Raw genomic sequence first — 13,656 nt, 5'->3', positions numbered from 1 at the left:
CCCCGACCACCGGAGACTCAGAACAGGTCGTCTATCTCGTCGTTGTGGAACATCTCGGCCGGGTCTTCCTCGCGCGTTTCCTGCTTGTTCGCTTCCTTCGCGCGCTCCATGAACTCCTGCATGCGCGGCGAACGTTCGACGCCGCCGAGGAGGACGAGCGAGGCGAGTCGTTCGCTGTCGAGCGGGAAGTCCCCGCCGCGAACCTGCAGGCTGCCGGTCTCGCCTTCGAGCCATCGTCGGGCCTTCTCGACGCCCTTTCGCGGAATCCTGTCGGCGTCGCCCGCGACGACCAACAGCGCGGAGTCAGCGTCGGTCGCTTTCGGCATGCTGAGGTTGCTCAGAACCGCCTGCCGAGTGTTGCTCGTCACGGTGTTGATGTTCTCGCCGCTGTCCTCACTGGCACCGGCGCTGGCGTAGCCGAGCGCCGCGACGCCGCCCGAGCGAAGCGTGTTGATGACTTCGCTCGAATCCACGACGCTTTCGCCGACGCCTTCGACCGCCTCGCCGGACGCGAGAAGCAGGCCGACGCGCTGGGCTATCTGCTGGTTGATGTTCTCGAACGCCTCGCCGACGCTCTGGCCCGTCTCGTGCCACGCGTCGTTGTCGATGAGGAGGGTTGCGTCGGCCTCGCGGATGACGGTCTTCAGCGAGCGTCCCGCGTTGGCTTGGTACATCGCCCCTTCGCCGTGCCCGGGGAGGACGCCGAGCGCGTAGACGGGTATCTCGTAGATTCGCTGGAGTTCGTGGATGAGGACCGGCGCGCCGCCGCTTCCGGTTCCGCCGCCAAGTCCCGCGACGACGAAGAGGGCGTCCGCCCTCGCGGTGATTCGGCCGTCGAGGGCGTTCATCACTTCACCGGCGTCGTCTTGCATCACTTCAGCGCCGAGTTCGTTGTCCCCGCCGACCCCGTGGCCCTTCACTCGGTCTTGGCCGACGAGGACGGTATCGAGGTCGAGCGATTGCAGGTCGGTTTTCGCGGAGTTGATAGCCAACGCGCCTTGAACCGCGTTGAAATCCATGTTCGCGTCGAATTCTACCAGTCTCTGAGTGAGTTTTCCTCCCGCTTGACCCACCCCAATCAGGACGACTTTCATGGGCGATGGAACTGATTCACGACATATGAATTTTCCGACGTAATCCGGCGTAAATATCGAGAAACAAAGGAAAAGAAAACCCCTTTTCTCGCTCCACGAAGCCTTAAATAGGGGAACGCGGACAACACCGACGATGCCCGACCTCGAAACGCTTTCCGAACGCGTGTCAACGCTCGAACAAACGCTGACGGACGGTGAAATGCCCGCACTAGAGGACGATGCGGAACTCCGCCGGACGACGGCCGACCTCGCCGCGCGGATGGACGAACTCGAAACCGAACTGGACGAACTCGACGCCGCGGTCCAGGCCCTTCGCGGCTACGTCGGCAACATTCGTGCGGTCAACGACGACGTGGAACGCCGCGTAGACGCCGCGCTAGCGAAGGCCGAAGCGTGTCAGTCAGACCCCTCGGAGCGGAGTTTCGAAAGCGGGAGGAACCGGACGGCTTCCCGGTCGAATCGGGCGGTCTCCGAAAGGCGATTCGGGACGGATTCCGAGGGCGGGTCGAAAATCGGCCGACAGCACTCGAGTGACGATTCCGGAGGTTCCAGCCGGTCGAACCCCCCATCACCGTACGAAATCCCACGCACCGACGGCGACCGAACCGAATCGGGCGACCGTTCGCTCACGGCGCGCCTCCGCGAGCTGTTGTGAGCGTTCGCACCGTTCTCGCCGTGGTGCTCGCGGTCGCCCTCTGTAGCGTCTCCGTTCCCGCCATCAATCACGCCCGTCGGGACCGGGCGACGTACCGCGCCGACGCGGAACTGGCGACCGTCTCGCGCTCGATGACCGACCTCACCGACGAAACCGCCGTCCGGTTCGGTGACCCCCCACCGAGCGAGGGGAACCCGAGCGGCGCGCGAAGAGCGGTTTCGCTGTCGCTCCCACCCGAATCCGTGACGGTCGGACGAATCGAGTTCGTCGCCATCGGCGGCGTTCCCGGCCGTCGAAGCCCGAAAGACGACTTCGGAGACGTGCTCGCGTATCGCGTCGCGGGCGGACCGACCCGCGTCCGACACGTCCCGTTCGACGTTCGCGTCGCGACGAGAAGCGGGACGGACGGCGGGTGGACCGTCCGACCGGACGGAGAGTCGATCGTCGTCCACGCACCCGCCCGGCGCGACATCGCGCTGCTGTTGGTCGAATACCGCGGACATCGTACCGTCCTCGTCGTCCCGGCGGCTCAACTTTAAGACGGAGAACGCGACCACGGGAGTCCATGTGGAACCCACTGTCGAGCGTTTCGCCCGACGACCGGGACTGCCGCTGTGACCCCTCGTTCGACGGCGCGACGTTGACCGTCGATGCGGACAACTGTCCCGGAAACGGCGAACTCGCCGAACGCCCCGCGTGCCGCGCAACAGTCATCGACGCGCTCACTGACCGCGACGCGGACCGAATCGTGTCGTGGGCGACCGGCGTCGAACGGACGTACGAAGGCGACGGTGCGGCGTTTCTCGTGGCGGCGGGACGGTTCGTTGAGCGGGTCGCCGTCCACGACGACACGCTCGCGGAACGAGCGCGTTCCAACCCGATTCGAGCGGGCGTGGATGCCGTCGGACGGGCGGGACCGGTTTCCGACATCGCCGTGGAAACCGGCGTCGCGGAGGGCGTCCATCGGTTCGACGGCTATTCGACCCTCTTTCGTCCGTTCGTCGGGCCGACCATCGCCCGGTCGCAAGTGTCGCTCCGTCCGGCCGCGGATGCCCGACTTGACGACCGGTATTCGCTTTCGACCGGCGCGACGGTTCGCCACTACGAGGCGGGAACCGACGCGGAGCGGTTCGGTGAATCGCGTCGTATCTATCACCTCGAACCGCTGGAGTACGACCTCGCACCCGACACGTTCGAAACGCTCGACCGGGCCGCGACGCTCCTCGCAAACGGCGGCGTTACGGGAGGGGAGCGGGCACCGGGCCGTGCCGTCAGGGCAGTCGCGGATGCGGGGGCAGGCAAGAACGCGGAAGCAGGGGCGAACGAGGATGCGAACGTAGACGCTCTCACCGACGTTCTCCGGAAGTACACGCACGGATACGGCGTCCTCACGGACCTGTTCGCCGACCCGGCCGTCTCCGACGTGTTCGCAACCGCCCCCGTCGGCGACAATCCGCTCCGCGTGCGAGCGGACGGCGAGGAGATGGAGACGAACGTCCACCTCACTGCGGACGGAGCGGCGTCGCTCGCATCCCGCTTTCGGCGAACGAGCGGCAGGGCGTTCTCGCGTGCGAGCCCGACCCTCGACGCCGTTGCCGAAATCGACGGCACGACCGTCCGCGTCGCGGGCGTCACCGAACCCGTCAGCGACGGCATCGGGTTCGCTTTCCGCGTTCAATCCGAGGAGCGGTGGACTCTCCCGGCGCTGGTCGCAAACGGAACGCTTCCGCCGGATGCGGCCGCCCTCCTCTCGGTCGGCGTCGAACGCGCCGGAACCGGACTCGTTGCCGGACCGCGCGGGGCGGGGAAGACGACGCTCCTCGGGGCGTTGCTCTGGGAACTCCCCCCGCGAGTCAGAACCGTCGTCCTCGAAGACACGCCGGAACTACCGGTCAAATCCTTGCAGGGAGACGGCCGCGACGTGCAGTTACTCCGAACGACGGCGAACGACGACGAACCCGGACTCCGTCCGGCCGACGCGCTTCGGACGGCCCTCCGATTGGGGGACGGCGCGCTCGTCGTCGGCGAAGTCCGCGGCGAGGAGGCGAGCGTGCTGTACGAAGCGATGCGTGTCGGCGCGAGCGGCAACGCCGTCCTCGGGACGATACACGGCGATTGCGGCGATGCGGTGTACGAACGAGTCGTCACCGACCTCGGCGTCCCTTCCTCCTCGTTCGCGACGACCGAGTTCGTCGTCACCCTCGAACCCTACGAAATCGACGGTACGCACGGAAAGCGGGTGAAGCGTATCGAGGAGGTCGTTACGAACGGAGACGCGGAAACGGACGGCACCGACTCGGTGCGGTTCGAACCGCTGTACGAACTCGACGGTGGGGACCTCGTTCCGACCGGTCGAATCGAGCGAGGAAACAGCGTCCTCGTCGCCTCGCTCGCCGAATCGACGGAGACGTACGCGGACGTTCGGGCGGCACTCGCCGCCCGAACGCGGGGTATCGAGCGGCGCGTCGAACGGGTTGCGCCCTCGTTCGAGGTCACGGCGAATCGAATCGAGAGCGGCGGAAGCGGAAACGGTGGGAGCGGAAGTGACCAAATCGAGGGTGACTCGGCGTGATCGTGCGACGCTTCGAGTCGCTCTGTGCTCGCCTCGCACCCCTCTACCCGTGGGATGTGTCGGCGGACGACGACATCGACCGGGCCATCGGCTTTCTGGGAGGCGAAACCGACAGCGTTGTAGTCGGTCGCGGTGCGAACGGTGCGGCGGTTTTCGGGTGTCTCGTCGCCGTCATCGGTGCGGTCGTGGCTCCGCCAACTCTCCGCATCGTAGTCGGGGGGTTGCTGGTCGCCACCGCCGTCGGTTTCTCGGCGCTAATCCGCCGCGTACCCGAACTCCTCGCCGCCGCGAAGCGGACGCAAGCGCTCGGCGACGCGCCCGACCTCGCGGCCCGCGCCGTGTTGTGGATGCGGATAGAACCGACCGCGGAAGGGGCCGCCGCGTTCGCCGCACGGACGGGTGATGGCCCACTCGCGTCGAGTCTGGGCAATCACGTTCGACGCTCGGTCGGGTCGCCGATGGCCGGATTGACCACGTTCGCGGCCGAGTGGGAATCGTGGAACCCGGCGCTTCATCGGTCGATGGTACTGATTTCGGCGGCCAGCGAGGCACCGGAAGGGGAACGAACGCGGACGTTGGACCGCGCGCTCGCCGCGATTCTCGACGGGACGCGAGAGCGGATGGCGGAGTTCGTCGCCGAGATTCGCGGGCCAGCGACGGCGGTGTACGCTTTCGGCGTCCTGCTCCCGCTGGCGCTGGTCGCGGTGCTTCCGGCGGCGCGAACGGCGGGACTGCCGCTGTCGTCCGCCGTGTTGGTCGCCGGTTACGACGTTCTACTTCCCGCGCTCCTGCTGGTGACGAGCGCGTGGTTACTCACTCGTCGGCCGGTTGCGTTTCCGCCGCCGGACGTCTCGCGGTCACACCCTGACGTTCCCGAAAGACTGTGGCCGGTCATAATTTCCGGCCTCAGTGCTGGCGGTCTCGCGCTGGTCATCACGACGGTCTTCCTCCCCGGATGGACGCGCTGGATAGCTTGCGTCGGCTTTCTCGCCGGTGTCCTACTGGTCGAGGTGACGCGCCCGACGATCCTCGTCAGAAACCGGGTTCGAGCGGTCGAAGCGGACCTCACGGACGCGCTCTATCTCGTCGGTCGCCGGGTGAAGGAAGGATTGGCGGTCGAGACGGCCATCGTCGCCGCTGCCGACGAACTCGGTGGTGAGACGGGTGCCGTCTTCGAGCGAGCCTCGCGAATACAGCGACAGCTCAGGATGGGCGTTCGAGAGTCGTTTCTCGGCGAATACGGGGCGCTTTCGACGGTACCGAGTCCCCGCGCTCGGAGCGCCGTGGCGCTCCTCGCGCTCGCCGCGGACGAGGGGCGACCCGCTGGCGGTGCCGTTCTGGCGATGGCCGACCACTTGGACGACCTGCAGAGCGTCGAACGCGAGGCCCGACGCGAGCTTTCGCAAGTGACCGAGACCCTCCGACACACGGCGGCGATATTCGGACCCCTCGTCTCGGGTGCGACCGTCGCGCTGGCGGGCGGTATGTCGGGAATGGGTGGTTCGTTCGGGAGCGCGTTCCCGGTCGATGTACTGGGCCTCGCGGTCGGCATCTACGTCCTCTGTCTTTCGGCCATCGTCACGACGCTCGCGGTCGGACTCGAACACGGACTCGACCGGACGCTGGTCGGCTACCGCGTCGGTCGCGGCGTGTTGTCCGCGACCGTCGTGTACCTCCTCGCGTTCGTGCTGGCGGGTGCGCTGACCTGAGTGCTCGCGGGTGTTCGTTCTCGGGTGACCCGTCCTCCGATATTCTCGGCGTACATTTAAATACGAAAACGGAACCATTCCGGCCCATGTTCGACGCACCCCTCGATGCGTGGTACGTCTGGCTCGGCGTGACGGTGGTCAGTTTCGCCGTCCTCGGCGTCGCCATCGAACTGCCGACCGCACCGCCGCCGAACGCCGCCAGTGTCGCCGATACGGTCGATTCCGTCGCCGGATGCACCTACACCGCGACCGCCGAACACCCGCTATCGGCGCGGAAAATCAAACTCGGCTCGCGACGACTGGGGCTAGACGGAAAGGGCGGAACCGCGCACGCGACGTTCGCGTACGGCCCGGTCGTTCCGGTCGTTCCCGGCGGGGGAAGGCGTTCCGACTCCACTTCCCGATTGAACCGCGTGTTGTCCGGGTCGCCGCCGTCCGCGGTGTTCGATTCGCCCGCCGACTTCCGCGCGACGATACGGGAGTTCAGAGACCACCGGCCGGTCTGGCGACGGGCGCATAGCACGCTTCGTGCTCGCTGTGTTTCGTGGGAGGGAGTTGATGCGACGCTGGTCTCCGGGTAGGGCACAGACAGAACCCGTCGCGGCCATCGTCGCCGTCTTCGCGGTCTGTTTCGGACTGCTCGTCTACACCGGCGTCCTCAACGACGCGATGCCTCGGTCCGAGAGAACCCTCGGACCGACGACACTTTCGTCGGTTCGTGACGACGCGAGTTCGAACGGCATCTTGATTCCCACGCGTCTCACGGGACCCTCCGCGACGCCCGACGGCTATCACTGCAACGTTACGCTCACGGGGGGGAAGCGAGAGTGGCACGACGGGCCGACGCCACCGCCGAACGCCGAAGTTCCGACCGAAACCGCGGCGACGACGGTGAGCGTTCGAATCGCGCCGGGTGATGTTCGACCGGGACGGCTCCGCGTGGTGGTGTGGAAATGAGGGGCATCAGCACCGTTCTCGACGTGACCCTGTGCCTGCTGCTGGTCAGCGCCAGCGCTTTCGTTCTCGTCGGAGCGAAGCGACCGCAATCGACAGCGCGGACGCGAACGGCCGAATCGACGGCGAACGTCCTCACGACCAGCACCGCCGGACTGAACTACACGATTCGGACCGACGACGGAGCGATTCGTCGGACGACGCGCGGCACCCTCGCCGGACTGCTCGGCCAGGCCGCACTGGCAAACGCGTCCGTTCGCGGAGCCGAACTGTCACGGACGAACGATCCGTTCGAGCACGCGGTCGCTCGCCGTGTGCGGGAACGACTCGACCACCCCTCCCGCATGCAACTCCTCGTCCGATGGGAACCGTATCGGAACGCTCACCTCCGGGGGCGGTTCGCCGTCGGTAAATCACCGCCGCCCCGAGTGGACGTTCACGCGGCCGAAACCACGCTTCCGAACAAATTTCCGGCGGTTCGAGAGCGATCGCTCGACGTCGCTCGACGCGGGGGTTACCGCGACGTCGCGCGGGTCGTCGCCGCAGGAATCGTTACCGGTCTGGTTCCGAACCGAACGACGACGCTGGCGCTCCACGACCGCGAAACGGGTACAACGGTTGCGGCTCGACTCAGACGGTTGATTCGGCTGTACGACGTGGGTGGGTCGGATACGAACACTCTCACCAGTGACCGGACGAGACGGGTACTCATCGACGCGCTGACCACCGCCGTCGAAGCCGACCTCCGGGCGACGTTCGGGACGCCGACCGACGCCGCCCGGTCGGTTTCGCTCGGCGAGACGCGACTCGTCGTCAGGACGTGGGACGCGTGAACCTCGCCGACGACACCCGCGGACGGGTACCGTTCGCGTTGATCGGCGTCCTACTGCTGGTCGGAAGTCTCACCTTCGCGGGTGCGCTGGTGGCCCGACCGGAACCGCACGTGAACGAGAACGTGGAGCGGAGCATGCGAACCGTGACCGCCGGAACTAGGACGGCGCTTCGCGGAGCGGTCCGACAGGCCGGTCGGGAAGCGGCCGCCGAACCGCTCGTTCGTCCGGCGAACACGACCGCCGGGCGGGCTATGGACGACGCAACTCCGTTTCGGGACTACCTCCGCCTTCGAATCTATCTTACAGCGCGGGAGCGATTGCGATCGGTGGGTACCCACACGGCGACGTGCGTGCGACCGCATCGCTCCCGGCGACGCCCAACGCGACGGCACTTCGACGGGCGAAACGACGAATCCACATCGAGCCAGCCGGGAACCTGACGGAGGCCGGGCTACGGGTTCGCATCGACGGCGTATCGATTCGCGCGACCCGCGGCGGGACGACCGTCGCCGCCACGAAGAAAAACGTGACGCTCGTGGTTGAAACGCCGGTTCTGGCGCTGCATGAGCGCGTCCAGCGATTCGAGCGGCGGCTCGACAGCGGGCCGCTCGACCCGGGACTCGGCCGCAGATTGACCGCCCGACTCTACGCGGTGACGTGGGCGCGAGGATACGCACAGTACGGCGGAGCACCGATTGCAAACGTGCTGTCGAACCGCCACATCGAGTTGCTGACGAACGGCGCGGTTCTCGAAGAGCAGACGAAATCGCTCGGGACGAGCGACCCCGCCGGGCGACGGGGAGTTCGTCGTGCGACCGCCCGGGTCGGCCTCACCGACCTTCTCGTTCCGACGACCCAACACGGGAAGCTGTGGACGGATTTCATTCTGAACACGGCCGGCGGGGGCGGTGCAGACGGCACCATCGACGGTACACTCGATGCGGCGTCGGAACCGCTCGACTCCACGTACTCCCCCGAAACGGGAATGAACATCGGCGTGAACGAATCGGCGGAGCGTGCACTCTTGGACCTCATCGATGGCGGCGAGTCGAGCAAGTTGGACGCCGCAATCGGGGCGGCGTATCGCGTTTCCGTCCGCCCAGTTGCGAGCGTTCGAACCGTCCGCGACGAACGAAAACCGCGTCCGCGTTCGCCGGGCGAGGGATGGACGCTCCGGGAAGAAAGAACGAGAACGCACGTATCTGTCCAAAACGTCAGTGCGTCGTCTCCCGGAACGCGGCGCGGCTGGCACCTCCTCTGGACCGATGCCCGTCGCGTCGTTAGAACCCACACCGTCGTTCGGCGGTGGGAGCGGGAAGACACGATGCGGGACGGGAACCGCGGGTGGACCGCTCGATTGCCGTTCCCCTGTATGTCGCCACGCCCACAACCGACGCCGCCCCAACCCACACCGCCGACGCGACCACGGCCACCGACGAATCGAACCGTCCGAACGACTCAACGGTGGACGGACGAGTTCGTCGTCTCGCTCGGCGTCGCTGGCGACCACGTGACGACGGACCGCGCGCCGGTTCGACCGCTTCCGAGCGCTCACGAGGCGAATGGTGCCGCCGGGCCGAACCTCGTTGACGTTCGAGGAACGGCGATAGAACGTCTCGTCACCGACCGCGGCGGCGTGGATGCGCTGGCACGTCGTGCAAGCGTCGGAACGATGGACACGCGAGCGGTCGCGGTGCAGGGTCGGTATTCGAATTCGATTCGAGCGCGGGCGTACCGCGACGTGCGGTCGCTTCGGAACCGGGTTCGAAACCGTTCGGTGACCGTTTCCCGCGGGACCCTCGCAACGGGCGGAACGAATCCGGCGGCGAAACTGGCGTCGTCTCTTCGCGCCGACCGGACCGCCCTCATCGACGCACCCGCGAGATACGAGGACGCCGCGGAACGGGCGCGATACGCGGCCCGTGCGACGTATTTCGATGCCGTCACCGGCCGACTCGATAGCAGGGCGGAGCGCACCCGCCGAACGCGGACGGGTCTCGGCACGGCGGTGCAGGACGCGACGGGCGTCTCGCTCGACCGGATTCGACGGATATTCGCGGCTCGGCGGAAGGTCACGGCTCCGTCCACGCATCGGCTGCGAACGAGCGGCCCCGGGACGCCGGTCGATATCAGCGTCGATGGCGCACCGCCGTATCTGACGCTTTCGGCGGTGAAACATCGCCACGTTTCGGCCGTCCCGCACGGGTCGAAGACTTACCCACTTTCGGCGCGGAACGTCAACCTGTTCACGGTTCCGTCGTCCGATATCTCGGACGGCATCGTTTCGATGCTCCCGGGTGGACGAAAGCCGAACTCGGTTCGGCTTCGAACCGCCGGTGTCGCGCTTCGGGCGGTGAACGAGACGCTCGCGACCGAACCGAACGCGTCGCTTCGACGACGACGCAACGACCTACAACGGGCGCTTTCCGCATCGATAGACGATATCGAACGAAACGTCCGGAGCGAACTCGCCGCGAGCGACGCCATCGAACTCGATAGGTCGGAACGTCGGACGGCCGTTCACCGCGGAGTGACCCGCTGGCGGACGACGGCGAATCGGGCCAGTGCCATCGCGAACGGTTCGGTCGCCGGGAGCATCGCACGAGCGGTCGAGAAGGAGCGTCGGGACGGTCGGAGCCGAATGCGACGCGATTCGGTGACGCTTCGGATTCGATTCGCGCTCGAATCGGCACGACGGGATGTCGATGGAGTACGCCAGTCGAGCGTCGCACCGACCGTCTCCACGACCCGCCGCATTCTCGTGACGGAGCTGAAAGCGGCGGTACAACGGGGCATCGAAAATCGGGTGCAGCAGCGATTGAACGAGTCCATCAACGAAACTGTCGGGGACTTACCGGCGGGACTGCCGGTCGTTCCCGTTCCCGGTTACTGGTACGCGACGGTCAACGTCTGGCAAGTGGACGTGTCGGGGACGTACGCTCGGTTCACGGTTCGGGCGCGTGAAGGCTCGCCAACCACACCGGGTGCGTCGGTCGCGTATTCTCGGCAAGCCGGACCCGTCCGATTGGACACGGACGACGATGGGACGAAGGAACTGCTCGGGCGGACGACGCCGGTTTCGTTCGATACGGGAACGACGGTCGTCGTCGCGGTACCGCCGGGAAAGACGGGCGTCGGCGACGTGGACGGGAACGCCGACGAGCGCTCTCCCGGCTGGGCGAACCGGAGTGACAACCCATTTGATGTCGCAGACCTTCGTGACGACCATGCTCTACGACGAGATAGACGACCCCGGCGAGATGACGCCGACGGAACTCCACGGACGGTACGCGGCGGAGCTTTCGGAGACGATATCGTCGGTCGGTATCGACGAGGTGGTGGAACTGACGGGACTCGACCGTGAGACCGTCGAGTCGATTGCCGACGGCGAGACCGCCGCCGACCTGTCGCTCGAAGACGCCGCCGCGATTCTCGCCACCGAGGAGGGCATGCCGGAGAAGGATGCTATCCTCCTCGAAGTACGCGACCACCTCCTGATGGGGATGACGACCGGCCTCTTGGACGTTGACACGCTCGCACGGGACATCGACGGCGACTTCGAAGCGCGCGCCATCCAGCAGAAAATCGAGGGGCGCGCGCCGATGACGGTGGAGGAGTACGCGCTCGTTCACCACGCCATCGCGCGGCGAAACGACCGATAGACGCGGGGAGGGTGGCGGCGGTTGCGGAAAGACGATAAGACGGCGGAGTTATCCGCGGTCCGTTCGAAGGAACGATATGAACGTCGCAGTGCTCGGATGCGGCTACGTCGGGTGCGAACTCGCGCGGAAGTTGCTCGCGGACGGTCACGAGGTCGTCGGCGTACGACGCTCGTCCGAGGGGCTTCGGGCGGTCGAAAAAACGGGTACCGACGCGGTACGGGCGGACGTGACGGACGCCGATTCACTGTCGTCGATTCCCGACGTAGACGTGCTCGTCTACGCGGTGAGCGCCGACGGCCGAGATTCGGCGGCGGCGCGCACGGCCTACGTCGAGGGACTTCGGACGACGCTCGACCACTTCGCGGCCCGCGAGTCGTCACCGGAGCGCGTCGTCTACACGTCGAGTACCGGCGTGTACGGCGACCGTGATGGCGCGCGGGTGGACGAATCGACGCCGTTGGATCCCCGAACCGAACGGGAGGAGATTCTGGCCGACGCCGAAGAAATCGTGCGGGCGGAGCGAGGGTGGGACTGGACGATACCCCGGTTCTCGGGGTTGTACGGTCCCGACCGATATCGACTGGAGCGCTATCTGGAGGGTCCTGTCTCGGACCGATATCTGAACCTGCTCCACCGCGACGACGCGGCGGGGGCGATTCGATACCTTCTCGACACCGGACGGGGACGAAACGAGGTCGTTCTGGTTTCCGACGACGAACCGGTTCGAAAGCCGACGCTCGCCGATTGGCTCGCGGACGAGTGCGGCGTTTCCCACCCGCGACGGGAACCCGCGACGAGCGAGCGAGCGCGAGCGAGCAAGCGGTGTTCGAACGAAAAGCTCCGCGAGTTGGGGTACGAACTCCGCTATCCGACGTACAGGGAGGGGTATCGGGAGGGCATCGAATCGTTCCGGGATTCACAAAACGTCTGACACCTGTAACCGTTGGGAAAAGTTCTTGGTTTCCCGTATCGATTCCCGGGATATGCAGTTTCGCGGCGACCAGTCCGCACAACGGCTGTTCCGCACGGCACAGCTCTACGGCTCCGACGATCCGCTGCTCGTCGTCGGGGCTATCGTCGGCGCGGCCGTACTGGCGGTATCCCTCTGGTTGGTCGTCCGCTGGATTCGGCGACCGAAAGGCGCTCGGCTCAAACGCGCGTTGGCGAAACGGGACGAACTCGTCGTCCTGATGCATCCGAATCCCGACCCCGACGCGATGGCTTGTGGCATCGCCATCGGCTATCTCGCCGAAACGGTCGGGACGGAGATAACGCTTCAGTACGCCGGTCAGATACGACATCAGGAAAACCGCGCGTTTCGAACCATTCTCGACCTCGACCTCGAACGCGTCGAGCACGTCACCGACCTCGCCGCTTCTACCATCGTTCTCGTCGACCACAACACGCCGCGAGGGTTCGACGGGTCGGAGCGAATCGAACCCTACGCGGTCATCGACCACCACCCCGGCAACGGAACCGGTGAGGTGTTCACGGACAAACGGACGAACTACGGCGCGTGTTCGACCATCGTGGCGGAGTACTTCGACGACCTCGGCGCGACGCCGGTCGCCCCGGACGAAATCCCGCCGGAGAACGATTTCGTTCTCCCGTCCGACATCGCCACCGGCCTGTTGTACGGCATCCAATCCGACACGAAACACCTCACGAACGGCTGTTGTGGGGCCGAATTCGAGGCGAGTGCGTATCTGTATCGGGGCGTGGACGAACACCGTCTCGACCGCATCGCCAATCCGCAAGTGAGCGCGGAAGTACTCGAAGTCAAATCGCGGGCCATCACGGAACGGGAGGTCCGCGGGTCGTTCGCGGTCTGTAACGTCGGTGCGCTCTCGAACGCCGACGCGATTCCACAGGCCGCGGACGAACTCATGCACCTCGAAGGCGTGACGGCCGTCGTCGTCTACGGCCGACGCGAGGACACCCTCTACATCTCCGGTCGCTCTCGGGACGACCGGGTTCACATGGGAAAGGCGTTGCAGATGGCCGTCACCGACATTCCGGGAGCGGACGCCGGGGGTCACGCCCGGATGGGCGGCGGTCAGGTTCCGGTCGAATCGGCGGTCGTCGCGGGTGGGATGGAGGGGGGACTGTGGTCGGAACGGGAGTTTACCGACGGGATTTTCGACGCGCTGAACGGAAACGTCTGAGGCATCTCCCTC

The 13,656-nt window shown here is 66.3% G+C and carries 11 protein-coding genes and 1 pseudogene; 11 read left to right on the top strand and 1 reads right to left on the bottom strand.

Annotation, left to right across the window (positions count from 1 at the left end; genetic code table 11):
• Window positions 1-17: 17 nt before the first annotated feature.
• Window positions 18-1,094, bottom strand: a complete 1,077-nt coding sequence (locus V5735_RS06065) for a tubulin/FtsZ family protein (protein ID WP_423745532.1) — start codon at window positions 1,092-1,094, stop codon at window positions 18-20.
• Window positions 1,095-1,227: 133 nt separating this feature from the next.
• On the opposite strand from V5735_RS06065, the gene V5735_RS06060 reads away from it, so the two are divergent.
• The 11 genes and pseudogenes from V5735_RS06060 (at window position 1,228) to V5735_RS06010 (ending at window position 13,644) form a co-directional block, all read left to right on the top strand.
• Window positions 1,228-1,749: a DUF7310 family coiled-coil domain-containing protein gene (locus V5735_RS06060; protein ID WP_423745531.1), complete on the top strand. Its 522-nt coding sequence runs from the start codon at window positions 1,228-1,230 to the stop codon at window positions 1,747-1,749.
• Window positions 1,746-2,288 (top strand): DUF7311 family protein, encoded by a 543-nt coding sequence (locus V5735_RS06055; protein WP_423745530.1) that lies wholly within the window; start codon window positions 1,746-1,748, stop codon window positions 2,286-2,288. The genes V5735_RS06060 and V5735_RS06055 overlap by 4 nt, the downstream gene beginning before the upstream one ends.
• 26 nt (window positions 2,289-2,314) lie before the next feature.
• Window positions 2,315-4,321 (top strand): ATPase, T2SS/T4P/T4SS family, encoded by a 2,007-nt coding sequence (locus V5735_RS06050; RefSeq protein ID WP_423745529.1) that lies wholly within the window; start codon window positions 2,315-2,317, stop codon window positions 4,319-4,321.
• Window positions 4,318-6,030: a type II secretion system protein gene (locus V5735_RS06045; RefSeq protein WP_423745528.1), complete on the top strand. Its 1,713-nt coding sequence runs from the start codon at window positions 4,318-4,320 to the stop codon at window positions 6,028-6,030. Before V5735_RS06050 ends, V5735_RS06045 begins: the two co-directional genes overlap by 4 nt.
• A gap of 86 nt (window positions 6,031-6,116) precedes the next feature.
• Complete coding sequence (locus tag V5735_RS06040; protein ID WP_423745527.1) at window positions 6,117-6,611, top strand: DUF7283 family protein; 495 nt, start codon at window positions 6,117-6,119, stop codon at window positions 6,609-6,611.
• The gene (locus V5735_RS06035) at window positions 6,589-6,987 is read left to right on the top strand and encodes a DUF7285 family protein (protein ID WP_423745526.1); all 399 of its coding nucleotides are present in this window, start codon (window positions 6,589-6,591) and stop codon (window positions 6,985-6,987) included. The genes V5735_RS06040 and V5735_RS06035 overlap by 23 nt, the downstream gene beginning before the upstream one ends.
• Window positions 6,984-7,817: a DUF7284 family protein gene (locus tag V5735_RS06030; protein WP_423745525.1), complete on the top strand. Its 834-nt coding sequence runs from the start codon at window positions 6,984-6,986 to the stop codon at window positions 7,815-7,817. The genes V5735_RS06035 and V5735_RS06030 overlap by 4 nt, the downstream gene beginning before the upstream one ends.
• Window positions 7,805-11,181: pseudogene (locus V5735_RS06025) on the top strand (DUF7286 family protein). The gene V5735_RS06030 and the pseudogene V5735_RS06025 overlap by 13 nt, the downstream one beginning before the upstream one ends.
• Entirely contained in the window at window positions 11,078-11,479 is a 402-nt protein-coding gene (locus V5735_RS06020) for a DUF5791 family protein (protein WP_423745997.1), read from the top strand. The pseudogene V5735_RS06025 and the gene V5735_RS06020 overlap by 104 nt, the downstream one beginning before the upstream one ends.
• Window positions 11,480-11,555: 76 nt before the next feature.
• Window positions 11,556-12,410 carry an SDR family oxidoreductase gene (locus V5735_RS06015; protein WP_423745524.1) on the top strand — a complete coding sequence of 285 codons (855 nt, stop codon included), beginning with the start codon at window positions 11,556-11,558 and terminating at the stop codon, window positions 12,408-12,410.
• Window positions 12,411-12,462: 52 nt separating this feature from the next.
• The gene (locus tag V5735_RS06010) at window positions 12,463-13,644 is read left to right on the top strand and encodes a DHH family phosphoesterase (protein WP_423745523.1); all 1,182 of its coding nucleotides are present in this window, start codon (window positions 12,463-12,465) and stop codon (window positions 13,642-13,644) included.
• Window positions 13,645-13,656: the final 12 nt, after the last annotated feature.

The sequence above is a fragment of the Haladaptatus sp. SPP-AMP-3 genome (genome assembly GCF_049568665.1).
GTDB classification, from domain to species: Archaea; Halobacteriota; Halobacteria; order Halobacteriales; family Haladaptataceae; genus Haladaptatus; species Haladaptatus paucihalophilus.
This window is presented reverse-complemented; position numbering and strand designations above follow the sequence as displayed.

What these genes read in the sequence shown, in the direction of transcription:
- V5735_RS06065 (WP_423745532.1), bottom strand. Translation starts at nt 1,094, where the DNA reads ATGAAAGTCGTCCTGATTGGGGTGGGTCAAGCGGGAGGAAAACTCACT.
- V5735_RS06035 (WP_423745526.1), top strand. Translation starts at nt 6,589, where the DNA reads ATGCGACGCTGGTCTCCGGGTAGGGCACAGACAGAACCCGTCGCGGCC.
- V5735_RS06060 (WP_423745531.1), top strand. Translation starts at nt 1,228, where the DNA reads ATGCCCGACCTCGAAACGCTTTCCGAACGCGTGTCAACGCTCGAACAA.
- V5735_RS06040 (WP_423745527.1), top strand. Translation starts at nt 6,117, where the DNA reads ATGTTCGACGCACCCCTCGATGCGTGGTACGTCTGGCTCGGCGTGACG.
- V5735_RS06020 (WP_423745997.1), top strand. Translation starts at nt 11,078, where the DNA reads ATGACGCCGACGGAACTCCACGGACGGTACGCGGCGGAGCTTTCGGAG.
- V5735_RS06010 (WP_423745523.1), top strand. Translation starts at nt 12,463, where the DNA reads ATGCAGTTTCGCGGCGACCAGTCCGCACAACGGCTGTTCCGCACGGCA.
- V5735_RS06050 (WP_423745529.1), top strand. Translation starts at nt 2,315, where the DNA reads ATGTGGAACCCACTGTCGAGCGTTTCGCCCGACGACCGGGACTGCCGC.
- V5735_RS06015 (WP_423745524.1), top strand. Translation starts at nt 11,556, where the DNA reads ATGAACGTCGCAGTGCTCGGATGCGGCTACGTCGGGTGCGAACTCGCG.
- V5735_RS06030 (WP_423745525.1), top strand. Translation starts at nt 6,984, where the DNA reads ATGAGGGGCATCAGCACCGTTCTCGACGTGACCCTGTGCCTGCTGCTG.